19 protein-coding genes are annotated in these 19,144 nt (G+C 34.5%); 13 read left to right on the top strand and 6 right to left on the bottom strand.

The features are described from left to right. Nucleotides 1-57: 57 nt before the first annotated feature. Entirely contained in the window at nucleotides 58-1,257 is a 1,200-nt protein-coding gene (locus tag ABH968_RS12080; RefSeq protein ID WP_370044275.1) for a YbfB/YjiJ family MFS transporter, read from the top strand. A 105-nt stretch (nucleotides 1,258-1,362) separates the two neighbouring features. On the opposite strand, the gene ABH968_RS12075 is transcribed toward ABH968_RS12080, so the two are convergent. Together ABH968_RS12075 and ABH968_RS12070 are read right to left on the bottom strand one after the other, a co-directional pair. Continuing rightward, nucleotides 1,363-2,223: a YitT family protein gene (locus ABH968_RS12075; RefSeq protein WP_370044274.1), complete on the bottom strand. Its 861-nt coding sequence runs from the start codon at nucleotides 2,221-2,223 to the stop codon at nucleotides 1,363-1,365. A gap of 34 nt (nucleotides 2,224-2,257) precedes the next feature. Continuing rightward, nucleotides 2,258-2,794, bottom strand: a complete 537-nt coding sequence (locus ABH968_RS12070) for a helix-turn-helix domain-containing protein (protein ID WP_370044273.1) — start codon at nucleotides 2,792-2,794, stop codon at nucleotides 2,258-2,260. Nucleotides 2,795-2,970: 176 nt separating this feature from the next. On the opposite strand from ABH968_RS12070, the gene ABH968_RS12065 reads away from it, so the two are divergent. The 7 genes from ABH968_RS12065 (at nucleotide 2,971) to ABH968_RS12035 (ending at nucleotide 8,083) form a co-directional block, all read left to right on the top strand. Continuing rightward, nucleotides 2,971-3,222 (top strand): PLD nuclease N-terminal domain-containing protein, encoded by a 252-nt coding sequence (locus ABH968_RS12065; protein ID WP_370044272.1) that lies wholly within the window; start codon nucleotides 2,971-2,973, stop codon nucleotides 3,220-3,222. Further along, on the top strand, nucleotides 3,206-4,108 hold the full coding sequence (locus ABH968_RS12060; RefSeq protein ID WP_370044271.1) for an ABC transporter ATP-binding protein: 903 nt from the start codon (nucleotides 3,206-3,208) through the stop codon (nucleotides 4,106-4,108). The genes ABH968_RS12065 and ABH968_RS12060 overlap by 17 nt, the downstream gene beginning before the upstream one ends. Nucleotides 4,109-4,112: 4 nt before the next feature. Beyond that, nucleotides 4,113-4,892 carry an ABC transporter permease gene (locus ABH968_RS12055; protein ID WP_370044270.1) on the top strand — a complete coding sequence of 260 codons (780 nt, stop codon included), beginning with the start codon at nucleotides 4,113-4,115 and terminating at the stop codon, nucleotides 4,890-4,892. A 164-nt stretch (nucleotides 4,893-5,056) separates the two neighbouring features. Continuing rightward, nucleotides 5,057-5,782: an ABC transporter ATP-binding protein gene (locus tag ABH968_RS12050; protein WP_370044269.1), complete on the top strand. Its 726-nt coding sequence runs from the start codon at nucleotides 5,057-5,059 to the stop codon at nucleotides 5,780-5,782. After that, the gene (locus ABH968_RS12045; RefSeq protein WP_370044268.1) at nucleotides 5,772-7,343 is read left to right on the top strand and encodes a hypothetical protein; all 1,572 of its coding nucleotides are present in this window, start codon (nucleotides 5,772-5,774) and stop codon (nucleotides 7,341-7,343) included. Before ABH968_RS12050 ends, ABH968_RS12045 begins: the two co-directional genes overlap by 11 nt. Nucleotides 7,344-7,454: 111 nt before the next feature. After that, nucleotides 7,455-7,583, top strand: a complete 129-nt coding sequence (locus tag ABH968_RS12040; protein WP_370044267.1) for a hypothetical protein — start codon at nucleotides 7,455-7,457, stop codon at nucleotides 7,581-7,583. Between the two features lie 119 nt (nucleotides 7,584-7,702). Beyond that, nucleotides 7,703-8,083: a GntR family transcriptional regulator gene (locus ABH968_RS12035; RefSeq protein ID WP_370044266.1), complete on the top strand. Its 381-nt coding sequence runs from the start codon at nucleotides 7,703-7,705 to the stop codon at nucleotides 8,081-8,083. A gap of 41 nt (nucleotides 8,084-8,124) precedes the next feature. Here ABH968_RS12035 and ABH968_RS12030 read toward each other — a convergent pair whose 3' ends face one another. Continuing rightward, the gene (locus ABH968_RS12030) at nucleotides 8,125-8,676 is read right to left on the bottom strand and encodes a GNAT family N-acetyltransferase (RefSeq protein WP_370044265.1); all 552 of its coding nucleotides are present in this window, start codon (nucleotides 8,674-8,676) and stop codon (nucleotides 8,125-8,127) included. A gap of 105 nt (nucleotides 8,677-8,781) precedes the next feature. Next, complete coding sequence (locus ABH968_RS12025) at nucleotides 8,782-10,179, bottom strand: hypothetical protein (protein ID WP_370044264.1); 1,398 nt, start codon at nucleotides 10,177-10,179, stop codon at nucleotides 8,782-8,784. Nucleotides 10,180-10,433: 254 nt separating this feature from the next. Between ABH968_RS12025 and ABH968_RS12020 the strand changes: the two genes are divergently transcribed. The 5 genes from ABH968_RS12020 (at nucleotide 10,434) to hblA (ending at nucleotide 16,540) form a co-directional block, all read left to right on the top strand. Further along, the gene (locus tag ABH968_RS12020) at nucleotides 10,434-10,634 is read left to right on the top strand and encodes a hypothetical protein (RefSeq protein WP_370044263.1); all 201 of its coding nucleotides are present in this window, start codon (nucleotides 10,434-10,436) and stop codon (nucleotides 10,632-10,634) included. Between the two features lie 598 nt (nucleotides 10,635-11,232). Then, nucleotides 11,233-12,276, top strand: coding sequence for a Fic family protein (locus tag ABH968_RS12015; protein ID WP_370044262.1), 1,044 nt, complete (start codon nucleotides 11,233-11,235; stop codon nucleotides 12,274-12,276). A gap of 506 nt (nucleotides 12,277-12,782) precedes the next feature. Then, the gene (gene hblC / locus ABH968_RS12010) at nucleotides 12,783-14,102 is read left to right on the top strand and encodes a hemolysin BL lytic component L2 (RefSeq protein WP_370044261.1); all 1,320 of its coding nucleotides are present in this window, start codon (nucleotides 12,783-12,785) and stop codon (nucleotides 14,100-14,102) included. Nucleotides 14,103-14,166: 64 nt separating this feature from the next. Beyond that, the gene (gene hblD / locus ABH968_RS12005; RefSeq protein ID WP_370044260.1) at nucleotides 14,167-15,405 is read left to right on the top strand and encodes a hemolysin BL lytic component L1; all 1,239 of its coding nucleotides are present in this window, start codon (nucleotides 14,167-14,169) and stop codon (nucleotides 15,403-15,405) included. Between the two features lie 22 nt (nucleotides 15,406-15,427). Further along, complete coding sequence (gene hblA, locus ABH968_RS12000; RefSeq protein WP_370044259.1) at nucleotides 15,428-16,540, top strand: hemolysin BL binding component B; 1,113 nt, start codon at nucleotides 15,428-15,430, stop codon at nucleotides 16,538-16,540. A 583-nt stretch (nucleotides 16,541-17,123) separates the two neighbouring features. Here the strand turns inward: hblA and ABH968_RS11995 are convergent. Both ABH968_RS11995 and ABH968_RS11990 read right to left on the bottom strand, forming a co-directional pair. Next, complete coding sequence (locus tag ABH968_RS11995) at nucleotides 17,124-17,741, bottom strand: FMN-binding negative transcriptional regulator (protein ID WP_370044258.1); 618 nt, start codon at nucleotides 17,739-17,741, stop codon at nucleotides 17,124-17,126. A 352-nt stretch (nucleotides 17,742-18,093) separates the two neighbouring features. Beyond that, entirely contained in the window at nucleotides 18,094-18,861 is a 768-nt protein-coding gene (locus tag ABH968_RS11990) for a sulfite exporter TauE/SafE family protein (protein WP_370044257.1), read from the bottom strand. Nucleotides 18,862-19,144 lie beyond the last annotated feature (283 nt).

The raw sequence follows: 19,144 nt of genomic DNA, 5'->3' as shown, positions 1-19,144 counted from the left end.
TCGTACTATTTGTGATATCTGAATTTTCGTTATAGTGAGAAGGAGGGGAGGGAAAATATGCACAAGCAAACAGTTCAATATTTAGTAGGAGGCATTTTTTCATTAGTCATTGCTATGAGTATTGGTCGTTTTTCCTATACGGTTATCTTGCCGTATATGCAAGATACTTTTGCCTTTAGTCGTGCCACAGCAGGTTTTCTAGCAACGAGTAATTATTTAGGATACTTGGTAGGGGCATTAGTGGCTGGTCGCTTACAAATTGGGGATAAACGTATTCCGTTTTTACAAATAGCGCTCGTTATTAGTATTTTGACAACGGCTATGATGGGCTTTACAGATGCTATTATCGCTTGGTATGTACTTCGCTTTATTTCAGGGATTATGAGTGCATTTATCTTTGTAGTTGCTGCTAGCCTTGTACTCGATCAGTTAGCTGGGAATAGCAAATCGCATTTATCAGGGCTTTTTTATAGCGGGGTAGGTACAGGAATTGCCTTAAGTGCGGTTATGGTGTCACCCATACATGCAATGTTTGATTGGAGTGGAACATGGGTTGCTTTGGCGTTGTTTAGTGTCATATTGCTTGTATTCATCGTATGGTTCATAAAGCCAGTTACTCAACAATATACACAACAGAAGCCAAGTCAAACAGTAGCGTTACAAAAAGTTCCACCTACGACATGGATGAAGTGGCTCATTTTAGCTTATAGCTTCGAGGGCCTTGGCTATATTGTCACGGGAACATTTATCGTGTCAATCGCAGAAGAATCAACAAACTTTCATGGTGATGCTAGCTTTGTATGGTTTGTTGTCGGGATTGCAGCGATTCCATCCTGCATTGTTTGGTCTAAGCTGGCACAGCGATACGGCTATGTGAGAACATTATTGATTTCCATGCTATTTCAAGGGTTAGGCATTGTTTTACCAGCATTTGCGACAAATACAATGACACTCAATACAAGTGCCTTTATTTTTGGAGCCACTTTTATGGGAATTACAACAGTAGCTACAACATTGGCAAGACAAATAGTGCCTGTGAACAGTCACCAAATATTAGGTTACCTAACTGCTGGTTATGCTTTGGGACAAATGTTAGGTCCTTCACTTGCAGGAGCATTAGCTAATTATACGAATAGCTATCAGTATGCCTTATTTGGAGCAACAGCCGTTGTAGTAGTAGGAGCATTATGTCTTATTAGTGGATTAAAATATGAAAAAGAAAAAGTAGGAGAGCTAGCGGCTATACGAGAATATTAAAATTACAAATGAAAATGCTACAGCAGAGTCGATAACGCCTTAGTTCAACGTAAGTAAATAGACAAAAAAGTAAGTAAGTCAACGAGAGACTTACTTACTTTTGTTTTAGTGGATATCACGTTTTTTGAAGTTCCCACCACGTACCTCTGAAACATCAGAAATAACTACGAAGGCACCTTCATCAATATCTTTAATAATCGATACAAGTTTATTTTCTTCCATACGGTTAATGACACAGTTTAATATATCAGTAGGTTCATTGGAGAAACCGCCACGCCCTTTAGTATATGTAACACCACGTCCTAAACGAGCTTGGATCGCATCACCAATTTCCTCTGATTTTGCACTGACAACACGAACATCTTTTGATTTTTCTAAACCTACTTGAATAATATCGATAACGTTTTTCGCAATATAGTACGTTAAAGCTGAGTATAATGCGCTTTCTAAGCCAAAAATAAAGCTTGCCCCTAAGAAAATAAAGGCATTAATAAATAATATAATATCCCCGACTGAAAACGGAATTTTACGTGATAGTAACACGGCTAAAACCTCAGAGCCATCTAAAGCGCCACCGTTACGTAAGACAATCCCAATCCCAACACCTAGTAGCATACCACCAGATAAAACAATTAATAACGGATCATTTGGACCTAAAATTGTTTTAACATCATGCATAAGCACTGTGGAAATAGAGAGAGCTGCTATCCCAGCACTACTCATCAATGCAAAAGTTTTACCTACTTGTTTGTAACCAATCCAAATAAAAGGAATGTTTAATACAAAGAGCAGTAAGCCTAATGGAATACCAAAGAGGTGTGCTCCCATAATACTAATACCTGTCACGCCACCATCAATGACATCGTTTGGAATTAATACCGCTTCTAGTCCATATGCTGCGATGATGGCGCCAATAATAATCATGATAAATTTTCGTGTGTTTTCAACTGACTTTCTTCTTTTCATAAATCTTCTCCATTTCTTTACGTAAAAATCATACTTAAGGTTTTGGAATAATATTTATAGCTATTGTTTTTGTCTCATCATTGTTTGAGTCGGTCATATTATAGTATTTAATTATTAAATCGTTTAATTCATTTTCAAAGCTCATAAATTGATCAGTCGTTAATGTTAAATCAATAAATGAAAAAGTTGCTAAATCTGCAAGTCTTTCTTCTTCACTAAGTGAATGTAAATAATTTTGATATTGAGATAGTAAAGTTAATTGATAGTTGGAAACATAATTTAATTTTTGTTTGATCGTTAGTTGTGTCCAATCCTCCTGACTAAGTTTTTCTGCTCCTTCATTTAATGCATAAAATTTCTCTGTAACAGAACGTACTTTTCGCTCTTTCACAATTTTTATGATATTTTCATCTACTAAAATTTGGATGTGTCGATATAAAGTAGCCTGAGGTACATCCTTTATAATAGAAATCATCTCCAAAGTGCTTAAACCTTCTTCTTTATTGTGCATCAGAGCTTGGAAAATTTTCATTCTCACAGGGTGCATTAAAGTCTCTGCCTTATTCCGCATAAAACGATCCTCCTATCAGATGGTATCAAGGGAAGCAATCAAATGTTATCAATATGAGAACATTATCAATAACTATACTATATATATTTTTTACAGATGTACAGTAGAAAGGTAATGAAATTTTTTACATCTTATGTTATCATTATTGATAATGATAATGAATGGAGGTTTTAGGCATGAAATTACACTATGGTTTTGATGAGTTAAGCCAACTGGATTGGGCAAGTATACTTCCAATCATTTTGCCATTTTTATTCGTAGGATTTGTTCTAATCATTGTTGCATTATTCGATTTATATCGGCACCGAGATACGCGAGAAAACATACTGATGTGGACAATTATTATTTTGTTCTGTAACTCAATTGGTTCTGTTCTATACTTCATTATTGGTAGGAAGGATGTAAATAAACGTGCGCTTAGAGATTAAAAATATTACGAAAAAGTTTAAACAAAAAACAGCCGTGAATGATTTTTCAATGGTCATTGATGCTAATGAGTGTGTCGGATTAATTGGACCAAATGGAGCAGGGAAATCAACATTAATTCAAATCATTGCCGACATTCTGATTGCAGACAAAGGAGAAGTTCTTCTTAATGGTCAAAAGATTTCATCTATGAAAAATCACATTGGTTATTTACCTCAGTATCCTAATTTTTTCTCATGGATGACAGCATTTGAAACATTGTCCTTTATGGGAACACTTTCAGGCATATCAAAAAATGAATTGCAGAAAGAAATTCCATTACTTTTAGAAAAGGTAGGCTTAGGGAAAGAAGCACATATTCATGTCGGGACATTTTCAGGTGGTATGAAGCAACGCCTTGGCATTGCACAAGCATTGTTGCATAAGCCAGCTTTAATGATTATGGATGAACCGGTATCAGCGCTAGATCCAATAGGGAGAAGAGAAGTGTTAAATCTATTAAAAGAGATAAAAAAAGAAACGACAGTTTTAATATCAACGCATATATTGAGCGATGCGGAGGAAATTTGTGAGCGCTTTGTGATGATTAAAAATGGTCACAAAATAGAGGATGCTACAAAATCAGAGTTACTTGAGCGCCATCAAGAATCAGCTATCTTTTTAATGATTCGCAAGGTAGATTTTCAGTGGTTAACAATGCTTGAACAATTATCTTATGTGCAGAAAATCGAAAGCTGTGGAAATGGTTTCAAAATACACGTTGAAAATTTGGAAACAGATGCTAATCGATTAATACAGCACGGACTGGATTCAAAAGTGATGTTTACTAAATTTGAAGTGGGTATTCAAGACAATCTAGAAGAAATCTTTTTAGAATTGGTGGTGTAAGTGAATGAATGCTTTTATCGAATTAAGCAAAAAAGAAGTACATCAAATGGCAAGGGAGTTTAAAATATTGTGGCTCCCAATCGTATTTATTTTACTAGGGCTAACACAACCGATTATGATGTATTATTTACCTGTTATTTTACAATCAGCTGGTGGTGTTCAAGGTATAATAATTGATCCTACGATGGCAAAGCCTGTGGGACAGGAGGTACTTGCCTCAACATTAAATTCACAGTTTGATCAGCTAGGTATTATTATTCTGGTCGTTGCCACTATGAGTATTATTCAAGGGGAAAAAGCAAATGGCATGATGGCATTTATCTTAACAAGGCCAGTATCGATATCATCTTATTTAAATAGTAAAATCATCATTCATTATATATTGGCTGTTATATGTATAGCTCTTGGCTATGCAGCATCCTATGGCTATTCAGCGTATTTATTTACTACTGTTCCTATGACACAAGCTATGTGGGCTTTTGCATTTTATTGTGTTTGGCTGTTATTCATCATAACGTTTGTTGCGATGATGAGTACATTTTTTAAAAGTCCTGCATTTATTGCACTAATAAGTATCGTTGTCCTATTAATATGTCGTTTTATCGCTGGGCTACATCCATTAATGGACATTGTTAATCCTGCTAGTAATAGTATGTATGCAACAAATATTCTAATGTCGGGTGATGTGGGATCTTGGTATGGCATCAATATTATAGTAACACTGCTGTTAGTTGTATTGATGATCATTACTATGCAAAGTTTCATAGCGAAAAAGAAATTTTAACTTCTTTCAGCAGATGTTTTCTGTGCGAAAGCGGAGCGACAGCAACAAGATGTTTTCTGTGCGAAAGCGAAGCGACAGGTACAGATGTCCCCTGCCACTTTATGGGGTGATGAATAGGATTTAAGTCACTTTTTCATTAGTTGATCAAACATTAGGTGGTATAAATGATATGGGATGAGGTGATGAAATTGTTATCGATAGAAAATTTACAGAAATCATATGGACAGCATGAGGTTTTGAAGGGTGTAGAGTTAAAAATAGAAAAGGGAGAAATACTGGCGTTTGTTGGTGGGAATGGTGCAGGTAAAACAACGACATTAAATTGTATTGCTGGATTAGTAGAACAAAATTGCGGGAAAATAATAATTAATAATGTTTCGAAATCGCAATCGCTCGAATATAAAAAGCAATTTTATTTTATACCCGATACGATTCATGTATTTCCAAATATAGCTGCATATGATTGGATACATTTTGTTTTGAAGCTATATGAAAAGACTGATGATGAAAAACTACAAAACTTTATTAGCGTCTTTGGTATGGAAAAAAGTATTTATAAGCCTATGGGAACGTATTCTTATGGAATGCTTCATAAGATTGCGTTGATTACTGCTTTTACAATTAGTCCGCCCATCCTAATTATGGATGAGCCGTTAAATGGATTAGATCCACTTGCTGTCGTTGCTTTTAAAAATTGTATGAAAGAGTATGTTGAAAAGGGTGGGACCGTTCTCTTTTCAACTCATTTGTTAGATGTTGCCGAGAAAATTTGTCAATCCATTTCGTTTTTAAAAGATGGAAAGATTGTCTTACATGAGCGTGTTGAGAAATTGCTAGTCGATGGGAGCTTAGAGACTATTTTTATGGAGAAACAAGCTAATGAAGGATAATATGCAATTAATCAAATTCTTTTTAACATCCTTTTATGCAAAGCCAAAGCAGCCAGTAATTCAAGTACTCCTATTGATGGCATTCATTTATGTAGCCACTCAGTATTTTGTGCTTACTCTAAGTATTTATTTTATAGCGACCCCAGAGGAGTATTTATTTTACAATATTCTTCTTTCAAATGGTATGACGTATATATTGATTTCTTATTTTGCTATCTCTGTAGTGTTTAGTCAAAGTGATTTTGCTATATTTGCTCATTTACCCATTTCTGCAAAGCGGGTAGTGATGTCGAAAATAATAAGTGGAGTAGCTTTACCAATGATGGTAGTAAGTATTCTATCAATACCAACATTTTTCATATTACTGATAGAGTTTAATCTAGGTATTGCTGTAAAATCAATTGCATTTTTACTTATCATGAACGTTTTAATTGTACTGTTCCTTCTATTTTTATTATCCATTTTGAATCATTATCGCAGTGTATTTATTAATACATCCGTGTATTTGCTTGTTAGGATGATTCTTATAGTAGGTATTGGAATAAGCCCAATATTGTACTTTCTAATAAATAATTATCATGCTATCAGCATTGTTTTAGCGAAATTAGATGCTTCAACAATATCATCCTTAAGTGCTTCAATTTCAGATTTTCTCGGTATAGGTTATCGATTTGCAATGCAACAATCAGTCGTGGAGACGTTTTTGTCATTAAATACTGCAATAAGTTTCATCTTATTATTCGTACTATGTTATTTATTGTTTAAATCAACTATAAAAATGATTGCGTCTAAGTATTATGAACATGGCTTGCTAGTAAACAGAATAGAAAAAACGACCAAAGTTTGGGGGAGAGATATTCAAAGTAGTTTGGTCAATTATTTGCAACGTGAATATTGGATTATTCAGTCTGAACCATACTTTAAAATGCAAGCTATTTTAGGGATCATTTTAACGCCAATTTGTACAATCATTTTTCTCGTACAGACGAATATTTTAAAGGCTGAATGGATTGTGAACAATGAATCTTTTCTTTTTGTCTATATGGTTTTGTTGATGAGTTGTATGAACAATATTAGTGGAACTCCCTATTCAAGAGAGGGAAAATACTATGCATCTAGCATGACGTTGCCATTTGATCCACAAAAGGTGTATCTAGCAAAAGTTATGACTTCATCATGTATCGGCACAATATCGGTTGTAATAAGCTATATTATTTACATGTTATTTGGTAGAGGCGATATTATTACGGGACTACATTTATTGATTACATTACTATTAGTCATTACGTATAATTTATTGTCCCCGCTTTATGATAGAAGGCATCCTTTACTTGAATGGTCTAATCCATCTGAAGCAATAAAATCAAATCCTACAGTATTAATAAGCCTGTTATATGGATTCCCATTATTGATTGTCATCGGACTTCTTCATTTTAGCTTACTTACTTTCGATGTTTCTCCGTTGATGACAGCCGTAATTATTTTGATGATTGTAATTCTATGTTCAATCACATTAATTTACAAAACATTTTATAAGAATATGAAAGGCTTATTACCATAACGTGGTGTTGATTTTCGTTCCGACTGGGCTCTTTCCTGGCGGCGTCCGATGAGCCGCTTGGGCCAACAGATGTTTTTTGCGCGAAAGCGAAGCGTCAGCGGCAGGATGTTTTTGCGCGAAAGCGTAGTGCTAACGAAGCGTCAGCAACAGCAGGATGTTGGTCACGAAGGCGTTATCACAGGACGTGATGGTTTTAGCCTTCGTTCCCCTGCAAAGCTCGCTCCAGGGTCTCATCTGTGATGCTGATCCCCGAGGAGTCGCCCAGTCTTCACTCTGATCAACTAATATCCATGATATATGTTTTAACAAATGAAGTTCTTAACTTTTGGCGAAGAGCCATATGAAAGGATCCTAAACAATTGAATGTAAAAATAGATTCAAAGAGTAACATTCCTCTCTATCAACAGTTAACCCAGCAATTACTTTTTGAAATAGCGACAGGAAATTTGCAAAATGGTGACCCATTGCCCTCCATTCGTGATTTAGCAGCTCAAACAAACCTCAATCTTCATACCGTTCATAAAAGCTATAAAGAGCTTCAAAAGAAGGGGATAATCGATATAAAACCTAGCTCAAAAGCAATTGTTAATAAGTCTGCTGAAGCAAAGGATGTTAACCTTCAACAAATATCTATAAAGGTCGAACAAATAATGTGTGAAGCTTATGTTTTAGGTATTAATGAACATCAACTACAGCAGATGTTTTATGAGCATTTGCGAAAATATTATATTGAGCCTTAAAAGAAAAAGAGATGACTTCTGCAATGTACAGAAGCCATCTCTTATTGATTAGGGTGTATTTTAGTAAACTCATCCTTAGTCATCCCAAAATAGACCTTGTCATAAAAGACACCATTTGTATAAATCATATTTCTTAGCCGGCCTTCCTCAACAAATCGTAGTTTTTTATGTAGAGCTAATGAAGATGCATTAAAGGAGTAAACACAAATTGTTGCTTTCTGATAGCGAAGTTCAAAGAAATAATGCTTTAAAATCGTTAAAATCATATCTTTTGCATATCCTTTTCCTCTATGTGAGGGAAATACCGTTATAGCATAATCAAAGGTTCCATTCTTTGCATTACAACCAGAAACCTCAATTGTCCCCACGACATTGTTTGAAGCATCCTCCGCAATCCAGTAAAAATCATCACTGTCAGTAGATGCCCCTTGTGATATTTCATTTATCCATTCTTCAATTTGCTGATTTGTCCGAGGGAAAGCGATTGAATCAAGGTTTTTAAGTATGTCATCATCTTTTTCAAATATATGAATGTCCTCAGACCTGGCCGCCTTCAACCGTATTTTTTCTCCACGCCAATAGGAAACTTTCATTGAAATCATCTCCTTTCTAATTTATATAGTTAAATCATACCGTTGAGATTGTGTGGAAAATAAAAAAGTAAGAAACCATAAAAAGAGTTCCTTACTTTTAAGATGTTATATTAAAAACACCGCCACAATGGTTGTAATCACAAGACCAATCGCCACGGGCAATAAATTACGCCTTGCAAGTTCGAAGGGGCTAACATTGCAAATAGCAGCAGCAGGGATTAAAGCCCAAGGAATTAATGTTCCTCCTCCAACCCAAATCGCTGTTATTTGTCCTAAAGCTGTTAACGTTGCAGTACCTCCGCCAATAGCATTGCCAAACAGACTACCGACGGAACCTGCTAAGGAAATACCTGAGAAACCAGAACCGTCTAAGCCTGTAATGGCGCCAACGACTGCTAAAGTGACGACTGCAATTCCCTTTGTTAATGGAACTACCGCTGCTAGGCCTACACCGAGATCGTTGACAATACCGTGTGAAGCGGCTGGTAAGTAGTCACCAATAATTTTCGTAAATCCGGAATCTCCTAGATAGAAAAAGGCTGCGATTGGAATAACCGGTCCAAACACTTTAAATCCGAATTGGAATCCTTGAATAAAATAGCTTGTTGTCTTTTCAAGCCCTTGTTTTTTGTGGGCTACAACACAAAGCAATAGTAGGATAAAGACAGAAGTCCCTCCTATTAAAGCTGTTGCATCTCCGCCTTGTAATTTTAATATAGACATTGCGATGACATCGAGTACAAAGGCAATTGGAATAAGTACTGCGAAAAAGCGTTTTTGCCCGAGTGTTAGGAGGTTTTCATCAGCTACTTGTTCTACATCTTCATTTGTGTCATTTGTTGCATATAAATTCGCTGATCCACGCTTCATATCACGTCGTAATAAGATATAGGCGACTACCGTAGTAACAACGCCCATTGTAATAACAAGGGGAATACTAGCAGTCATTACCTCACTAACTGGAATACCAGCAGCATCCGCCGTTAGCTTCGGAGCTCCTTGTATAACAAAATCACTCGATAGAGCGATTCCGTGACCAAATAAATTCATCGCCATCGCCACACCAAGTGCTGGTAAGCCTGCACGTAGAGCAACAGGTAACAAAACTGCCCCTAATAGAGCAACAGCAGGTGAAGGCCAGAAAAACCAAGAGATACACATCATTAACAGACCAATCGTCCAATAAGCTAAAGTGGGTGTTTTAATAATTTTAGTAAAAGGCGCAATCATGACCTCATTAATACCAGAAGTCATCATGACCCGACTCATGGCTACGATAATAGAAATAATGAGAATGGTCGACAATAGCTCGGTGATAGCATAAATAAAACTGTTAAAAACACCACTAATGGACGAAGTTATATCGCCTGTAGCAACGATTGCTAACATGAAGATGCCTAGTACACAAATGAGGGTGGTATCTCGACGTTTAACCATAAATCCAATAATAAGGACAATAAAAACAACGTAAATCCAATGGAGAGCTGTCAATTCAATCCCCATACTTTTCCCCCTCAACATAGGTCTGATTCTATAGAATATGAGGCGAAAAAAAGTTGGTGATGGGATATTTTTAAAGAAATAGTCATTGAGACAGAAAAAAATATATTTTGAAGTAGAGGAGCTAACTTTTATTGGCTCTTCTTTTTATTTTTCAAATACAAAATAAAAAGGCTAGGATTGGAATGAAGCTATACTTCAGAATAATTTATTTAAAAAATGGAAATGATTATGTGTAAATGGAGGGGGAATTAGTTATGGAATTTTATAAAGAAAAAGAAATCTACTGCTACAGTTGTCGTAAAAAGACCTTGTTTACATATAAAGATTTGCATAAAAAAAATGGCGTAGACAGTCACTGTAGTGAATGCTATGGAATTTGGTTTGAATGGCAAAATCGAGCAGTGGAGAGAGAAATGGAAAAATGGATTGAGTATAATAAAGGGCTCGTTAATTAATTTAACTTCTTTCAAACATCCGCTGAAATAGAGGAATTCAGTCTAAGAACGCCACGTCCTGTGGCAATTTATCTACAAAAACATCTGTTGCTGCTGCTACGCTTTCGCACAAAAAACATCTGTTGCCGCCGCTACGCTTTCGCACAAAAACACTTGTTGGCCTAAAGTCTCCGGCGGATGTCACGGAACATCGTGTCGGCCCTCATGCAGGCCTAAGCACAAAGCCAATTCCGGACACAATTATGCCGAGGCATAATTGATTTGTTACGAATTTTAGTGGGAATAAATTTTTATTTATGTTCATTTACTAAATGTATTACAACTATAAGAAAAATACATTTATAAAATGTCACAAAAAAATAAAATAAAAATCAGTACATTTTAATGATAATATTCCGATATTTAATAATGTCTAACGTCTAACGATTTCGAAATCCGTAGTAACTTTATACATAAATTTGAATAATAAATTAATCCTCTTTTAGAAAGTAAAAGCTCTATTAAACCGGATGTTATTCGAATAACATTAGGAATTCCTAAAAAATATAAAATTTATTACTGTAATAGAGCATTGTGAGATAGTAACAGGAGGAACCAAATGAGAAATTTTTTCGAAGACCCGTACATGAATATTGAGCAACAACTAATAAACTTAGTCAGTGAAATTAGTGAGTATAAAGGAATGTTGACCGCTTATAAAGAGCAAAGACCTGATATATTCACTAGCCTTGAAAAAGCTATACCCCTACAATACATAAAAAACTATATTTCAGTTTATGAGGATATAAAAGTTTCAAATAAGAGATTAAAAGAACTTATTTTAGATGATATGATACCCCAATCCATTTCGGAAGATGCAATATTTTGTTTTTATGAAACTTTGACTCTTGTACATAAAAAGTCTTGTACTTTTTCTATTAGTCCAGATACTATACAAGAATTGCATTTTCAATTAATTCATTATAATACCTCTGACGGTGCAAAATGGCGCCAAAAGCCATTCTCTATCCCAGGACTTCCTGAAAAAGGGATGCATACGATTTGTTATCGTCCTTTTCCACCTGAAAATATTCCACGAGCTGTTGAACAATTATGCAACCAGTACAATTTATTAAACCGTAAAAAAGAGTTACCTACACTTATATTGATAGCTCGTTTTATATTGAATCTTTATTGCATAATCCCTTTTAGTCAAGGCAATGGTAGATTAACGCTTATGTTCATGCAATTACTATTAGTAAAAAGCGGACATACATTTGTAAAATATGTTTGTTTAGATGAATATATAAAAAAAAGAGAATCAGAATACTATGAAGCCATATATAAATCATCGGTTAATTGGTACTGTAATGGGCATAATATTAGCTTCTGGTTAAAAGAGTTCTTAATTATTATGTTAGAGGCTTATAAAGATCTACATAGCAGAGTATTGGATTCTATATGTAAACATACTAAGGTAGAGCGAATTCAGAATTTTATTCATAATCAAAAACAACCTTTTACAAAAGAATGCATTCGAAATATTTATCCAGATATAGCTGAAAGTACAATTAGTAAAGCTTTAACTGATTTGCAAATATTAGGTGAAATCAAACTTATTTCAAAAGGGAGAAATGCACGCTGGATGAAAGTCCAATCTTAATTTACACTTTTTCAGGTAGGGGATAATCATTTTCTACTAAACAAATCAAAAATCTACTCTAAGAACCAATTGCAATTTTTAATCTGCAATTGGTTTTTTTAGTTTTCTATCTAAATAAGGAATAGAAAGTTTTCTGTTAATAAAATATACCAACAAAAGTATTCATTGCGCCTTTCTATCCTAATAAAACACGTCCTTTCTAAAATGACCAATATGTCTAAATTTTGAAGATTTATTTTCTTTTCCATTGGCAAAAATATGTCAATATTGCAACTTCAATCTGCTGATTTCCATCATATTATGACACTTTCATTTTAATTTTGCTCATATTAATCTATTTTAAAATCAAAATTACAGTGAAATAAACTATTTTGCACATAAAATAGATTAATTTCACTGCGATTTGCTAAAAAATGTGACTATACCTAAAATTTACATTACAGGAAAGTGCGGATTATTCTAGCGAGGATCTTTCCTAAAACTATAAGTATAAGGAGGTAAATAAAATGAAAAAGAAAATAATTACAGGATTAATGATGACGTCCATTGTTACTACGGGGGCTATTCCTATATATACTTTTACAACGCCTATAGTTCAAGCGGAAATTCAAGAAGAGAACATGGCTATTTCCTCATCTTTAAGAAAATTAGGTGCACAGTCTAAATTGATTCAAATGTATATAGATCAGGCTTTAATAAGCCCTAATGTACAGCTAGAGGAAGTACCAGCTTTAAACACAGAGCAATTTCTAATAAAACAGGATATGAAAGAATGGTCATCGGAACACTATCCAAAGTTAATGCTAATAAATTCGAAAAGTAAAGGGTTTGCCACTAAATTTAATAACTATTATCCAACATTAAAAGGATATGTAGATAATAAGGATGAAATAGAAGGTTTTTTGGATAGATTAGAAGTCCTTCAAGAAATGGCTATGACTAATCAAGAAAACGTGCAACTTCAGATTAATGAATTAACAGATCTTAAATTACAGCTTGATAAAAAACTTAAAGATCTCGATACTGATGTGACAAAAGCTCAGGGAGTACTAAGTTTAGAGGGAACAGGGAAGATAGACAAACTAAAAGACGAATTACTAGACACTAAAAAATTAATTCAAAATGATTTACAGCAAATAGCATTTCTACCAGGGGCTTTAAATGTACAAGGACTTAAAATATTCCAAGAGATTTATAGTCTTACAAAAGATATTATCGAGCCAGCTGCTCAAACAGCAGCGGCAGCGTATAACAAAGGAAAAGAAATAAATAAATCTATTTTAGAAGCAGAGGAAAAAGCTGAGCAAGAAGCAAAAGAAAAGGGTAAATCTGCTTTAGAGATTGAAGCTGCCAAAAAAGAAGCTCGTGAAGCAATTGAGGAAAATAAAAAAGGTGAAATTGCTGCAGCTGCAGCTACAAAAGCGAAAGAGTATGACCTTATGAAAGCAATTGACCCAGAAAGAATCAAAAAAACATATAGTACTTTCGCTGAAGTAAATAATCTAAAGGCAGAACAACGAGCATTTTTAGATGATTTGGAGCAACAAAATCAAAAATTATATGATTTAACTACGAAACTAACGATAGCAGATTTACAAAAATCAATGCTTCTTCTTATGCAACATGATTTGCATACATTTGCTAGCCAAGTGGATGTAGAACTTGACCTATTGAAGCGCTATAAAGAAGACTTGAATTTAATAAAAAATAGTGTCACAAAATTAAGTACTGATGCTGATACTACCGACAATACGACTCAAAAAGATACATTAAGACGATTAAAAAATGTAATAAGTCAACTAGAGGAACAAGCTGATAAATTTTGATATTTGATGAAATTAAGAAAACTAGAATTGTAAAAATCTATCGATGTTTGGAAGGAGATTTAATATGAAAAAATTACCATTTAAAGTATTGACCGTGGCCACTTTAGCAACGGTTATAACCGCAACTAACAGTAGCACTATTCATGCACTTGCACAAGAACAGATCACTCAAGAACAAGAACAAAAAATAGGAAATTATTATACATTAGGACCTGAGGGATTGAAAAAAGCGTTAGCTGAAACAGGATCTCATATTCTTGTAATGGATTTGTACGCAAAAACAATGATTAAACAGCCGAATGTAAATCTATCCAATATTGATTTAGGTTCAGAAGGGGGGGCATTAATCAAAAATATTCACCTTAATCAGGAACTGTCTCGAATCAATGCGAATTATTGGCTAGATACGGCGAAGCCAAAAATTCAAAAGGCGGCACGTAATATTGTAAATTATGATGAACAATTTAATAACTATTACGACACATTAATAGACACTGTACAAAAGAAAGATAAAGAAGGCTTAAAAGAAGGTATAGGTGATTTAATCAGTACAATTAATACAAATTCAAAAGAAGTTACAGAAGTAATTAAAATGTTAGAAGCCTTCAAAACGAAACTGTATACGAATACTATAGATTTTAAAAATAATATTGGTGGTCCAGATGGGAAAGGTGGATTAACGGCAATATTAGCGGGAAAACAAGCATTGGTTCCACAACTTCAAGCTGAAATTGAGAATCTACGTTCCACTCAGAAAGCACATTTTGACAATGTATTAGCATGGTCAATAGGTGGTGGGTTGGGAGCAGCTGTTTTAGTTATTGGAACTATTGCAGGAGGGGTAGTAATTGTTGTGACTGGTGGAACAGCAACACCGGCTGTTATAGGAGGCCTTACGGTTCTCGGTTCAGCTGGTATTGGTTTAGGAACAGCAGCTGGTGTTACGGCATCCAATCATATGGACTCCTATAACGAAATTTCCAATAAAATCGGAGAATTAACTATGAAAGCCGATTTTGCTAACCAAGCAGTTATTGCACTTACTAACGCCAAAGACACTTTGACGTATTTGTATCAAACTGTGGATCAAGCGATAATGTCTCTAACGAATATTCAGCAACAATGGAATACAATGGGGGCAAATTACAAAGATTTATATGATAATATCGATCAAATGCAAGAACATAAGCTCTCTTTAATACCTGATGATTTAAAAGCTGCTAAACAAAGTTGGAATGATATTCATCAAGATGCAGAGTTTATCGCAAAAGACATTGCCTTTAAACAAGAAGAAAAGAATTGAAATACAGATAGGAGGAATATAAATGAATAAAAAATCTCTATACAAAGTACTCGCTGTATCGACATTTTTAACCTTGACTACAACTTCTGTAATCTCTCCAGTAGCAGCATTTGCAGAGACAAGTAAGATTGAGCAAACTAACAATAGTGATACGTCTCTTTCAGCAAACGAAGTGAAGATGAAAGAAACCTTGCAAAAGGCGGGTCTTTTTGCAAAATCTATGAATGCCTATTCCTATATGTTAATTAAGAATCCGGATGTGAACTTTGAAGGAATTAAGATTAATGGCTATCCAGATTTACCTAGTAAAATTATACAAGATCAAAAGGATGCAAGAGCACATGCCTTTACATGGGATACAAAAGTAAAAAAACAGCTTATAGATACATTGACAGGTATTATTGAATACGATACAAAATTTGAAAATTATTATGACATAATTGTAGAGGCCATTAATACAGGAGATGGAGAGACGTTAATAGAAGGAATAACAGATTTACGAGATGAAATTCAACAAAATCAAAAGTATGCACAACAATTAATAGAAGAATTAACTAAATTAAGAGACGCTATTGGACAAGATGTTAGAGCATTTGGCAGTAACAAAGATCTTTTACAGTCGATTTTAAAAAACCAAGGGGTTGCAGTTGAGGATGATCAAAAGCGACTAAATGAAGTTTTAGAATCAGTAAACTACTATAAAAAATTAGAGTCTGATGGAATGATAACAGTATTTGTGCCCTCTATTCCTACGTGGATTGCTGGTGGTATTATGCTGGGGATAGCAAGAGATCAATTAGGTCAGTTAGAACCGTTATTAGCACAATTAAATCAGACAGTTGATTATAAAACAACATTAAATCGTGTAGTTGGAGTAGCACATAGTAATATTAGTGAGATGTACAATGCACTAGATGATGCTATTAATGCTCTTACTTTTATGTCTGCACAATGGAATGACTTAGACTCTCAATATTCGGGCGTACTGAGACATATAGAGAATGCATCTGATAAAGCGGAACAAAATAAATTTAAATTTTTACTACCTAACTTGAAATCAGCTAAAGACAGCTGGAGAACATTAAAAGTAGATGCAGACACATTAAAAGCAGGTATAAAAGAGTTGAAAATATAACTTGTTGTCACTCAGTACAATTAATAACTTGTAAAGCTATAAACCTGCTAATTAATAAAATAAGAGTAAACAAAAGAGCGAGAAGTTAGTCACTTCTCGCTTACTTTGACTGTTAAACAACATAACGGGTCCATACCCAAACTAAGAGTACGATATAAAGCACCATCTAATGAAGACGTTAAATCGCCTATAGCAACGATTTCTAGCATGAAGATGCCTAGTACAGTGAGGGTGGTATTGCGACGTTTACCTTCTTTCAGCAAGTGTTTTGGTAGCGTAAGTGAAACGTCAGCTACAAATGTCTTTTGTACCGAAAGCGTAGCGACAGGTACAGATGAATGCGGGTTTAAGCTACTTTTCAGCGGGTATCCAAACACCCGCTGAAATATAGGAACTCAGTCTAAGAACGCCACGTCCTGTGACATTACCGAAATGACCGACATCGTGTCGGCCCTCATGAGGCCTAAGCACAAAGCCGATTCCTTACGCAATTATGCCGAGGCATAATTGATTTATACGAAAGAGACTCACTAGTCAGCATGTGCCTATTTCTTTACTAAAAATTTTTAGCCAATATCTGCAATTACTCAACTCTTTTTTTCTTCATTGCTTCTGCAACTGCATGAGCATTGGGATCTTCTTCTTTATATAGTTCGCTAATGATATTGGCATAATCATTAGCATTACGATTTTGACTTAATTTATATGCAGCTTGAATTTCTTGTACCTTAATTTTAAATCCTTTTATTCCTTTCATTTCTTGTTGTAATAATTCAGGAGAAAGTTTATCCAATAAAACTGGATTTTCTCGGAATTTCTCATACTTTTCAAGTAATTTAGATAAATCTTGTTCTAACTCTATTCCATCAAGTAGGCTTGCTTTTCCATATACATGTACAGATTGATAATTCCAAGTTGGCACATTTTCTTTTTCATACCAAGAGGAAGAAATATAAGCATGGGGGCCATTAAATATAACTAGTATTTCATCTGCATCCTCAAAAGTCCTCCAAAGAGGATTTCCATATGCCAAGTGACCTGTGAGATAATATTCATCCTTAATTTTATTCAATATTAATGGCACATGGGATGCTATTGGTTTCCCTTTTCTTATTGAAACAATTGTTGCAAAGGAATTGACTTTAATAAATTCTTTGATTTCTTCTAGATCAGTTATTTTGTGATACTTAGGAATATACATGTAAAATCTCTCCTTACTTAATAGAAATCATTGTGAGTTTTTAGAATAAACAAAATATTGTCATCAGATGTGTTTACATTTTCTATGCCACAATATAGATTTTATTATAATAATCCTCTAGTACCTTTAAAAGTGGCAAGAATGTTATTTCTAAAAGAGCCAAAAATAAGATTTTAGTATATCAAATCGCATTTAAAAAAGTTGTAATACAGGACTTTGAAATGGGGAAAATTACAACTTAATCAATTGTTCGATTAAAGCATTTAGTTAATAGTCTAAGTTTACAAGCTCTTATTCTATTTGTCCAACTTAGAGTGGCCTATCCAATTAGAGTGGGAATAGGTAGAGTGATTTATATCAATAAATCTGATACGACCTGAACAATTAGCAAGAAAAAAATGATTGGTAATAAAATTTGAATCCACTTTGTATTGATATAAGGTATTATCTTTAAACCTAAGAATGAGCCGACAATAGAGCCAATGGAAACAGGAATGGCGATTCCCCAATTAACAATGCCCGTAAAGTAGTAAAAGAGAAATGCACCTGTACAACTTGAAAACGTAATAATTCTTGTTAATTCAACTGCTTTTATATAGGTATATTGCTTTTTAAGATGATAGGTTACATTCATTAGAGCTGAGCCTGGTCCAAAACCACCGTCATATATTGAAACCGCAAACGGAATGAGTTTATTAATTGGTTGTTCCTCTGTTTCATTTATATCCTTTACCATAAATTTATTACTGCAAAGCACAATGAAAAATGCGAAAATTAAGAATACACAAGCTACAATATTCATGACTTGTTCCGATAATCGAGTGGCTAAAAATGCGCCAAATAAACCTCCTAAACTAGATATCATAATTAAAGATGTGAATTTTTTTAACGATAAATGTCCTTTAATTATAAACGATACGACATTTGATAGAGCTGAAATTCCTGTCGCGAATTTATTAACTGCTACGGTTGTATGAATCGGAATGCCAATAAGTAACATTGCAGGTAACAAAACGAAGCCTGCAGCGCCGAAAAGAACACCAATGACTGCTGCGAGTAAGCCAATTGTAAATAAAATAAATCCATTTACTGATAACCATTCATGTAGTAAAATCTCCATCAAATCACCTCTAAACCTAAATTACTGCTAAACAATACATAAAACAAATATATAATAATTGCTTATTCATAAATTTAATTTATCCTTCATTCAGTGGGTGTTCTAACACCCACTGAATGAAGATAAAGCCTCCGGCGGATGTCACAGATTTTGAAAGGAATGACTATAAGGATGTTAGCCTAAAACCTTCGCTTCCTGAGAAAACGGCTAACTGACCTGCATCGTGCAGGCACGGGCACAATTCAAAATCCGGACCATTGTTTATCTGTGCGAAAGCGCAGCG

This window comes from Lysinibacillus sp. RC79, assembly GCF_041262405.1.
GTDB lineage: Bacteria > Bacillota > Bacilli > Bacillales_A > Planococcaceae > Lysinibacillus.
This window is presented reverse-complemented; position numbering and strand designations above follow the sequence as displayed.

Excerpts from the sequence above, each read along its gene's own strand:
- ABH968_RS12080 (WP_370044275.1), top strand. The coding sequence starts at position 58 with ATGCACAAGCAAACAGTTCAATATTTAGTAGGAGGCATTTTTTCATTA.
- ABH968_RS12075 (WP_370044274.1), bottom strand. The coding sequence starts at position 2,223 with ATGAAAAGAAGAAAGTCAGTTGAAAACACACGAAAATTTATCATGATT.
- ABH968_RS12070 (WP_370044273.1), bottom strand. The coding sequence starts at position 2,794 with ATGCGGAATAAGGCAGAGACTTTAATGCACCCTGTGAGAATGAAAATT.
- ABH968_RS12065 (WP_370044272.1), top strand. The coding sequence starts at position 2,971 with ATGAAATTACACTATGGTTTTGATGAGTTAAGCCAACTGGATTGGGCA.
- ABH968_RS12055 (WP_370044270.1), top strand. The coding sequence starts at position 4,113 with ATGAATGCTTTTATCGAATTAAGCAAAAAAGAAGTACATCAAATGGCA.
- ABH968_RS12050 (WP_370044269.1), top strand. The coding sequence starts at position 5,057 with ATGATATGGGATGAGGTGATGAAATTGTTATCGATAGAAAATTTACAG.
- ABH968_RS12045 (WP_370044268.1), top strand. The coding sequence starts at position 5,772 with ATGAAGGATAATATGCAATTAATCAAATTCTTTTTAACATCCTTTTAT.
- ABH968_RS12030 (WP_370044265.1), bottom strand. The coding sequence starts at position 8,676 with ATGAAAGTTTCCTATTGGCGTGGAGAAAAAATACGGTTGAAGGCGGCC.
- ABH968_RS12025 (WP_370044264.1), bottom strand. The coding sequence starts at position 10,179 with ATGGGGATTGAATTGACAGCTCTCCATTGGATTTACGTTGTTTTTATT.
- ABH968_RS12020 (WP_370044263.1), top strand. The coding sequence starts at position 10,434 with ATGGAATTTTATAAAGAAAAAGAAATCTACTGCTACAGTTGTCGTAAA.
- ABH968_RS12015 (WP_370044262.1), top strand. The coding sequence starts at position 11,233 with ATGAGAAATTTTTTCGAAGACCCGTACATGAATATTGAGCAACAACTA.
- hblC (WP_370044261.1), top strand. The coding sequence starts at position 12,783 with ATGAAAAAGAAAATAATTACAGGATTAATGATGACGTCCATTGTTACT.
- hblD (WP_370044260.1), top strand. The coding sequence starts at position 14,167 with ATGAAAAAATTACCATTTAAAGTATTGACCGTGGCCACTTTAGCAACG.
- hblA (WP_370044259.1), top strand. The coding sequence starts at position 15,428 with ATGAATAAAAAATCTCTATACAAAGTACTCGCTGTATCGACATTTTTA.
- ABH968_RS11995 (WP_370044258.1), bottom strand. The coding sequence starts at position 17,741 with ATGTATATTCCTAAGTATCACAAAATAACTGATCTAGAAGAAATCAAA.
- ABH968_RS11990 (WP_370044257.1), bottom strand. The coding sequence starts at position 18,861 with ATGGAGATTTTACTACATGAATGGTTATCAGTAAATGGATTTATTTTA.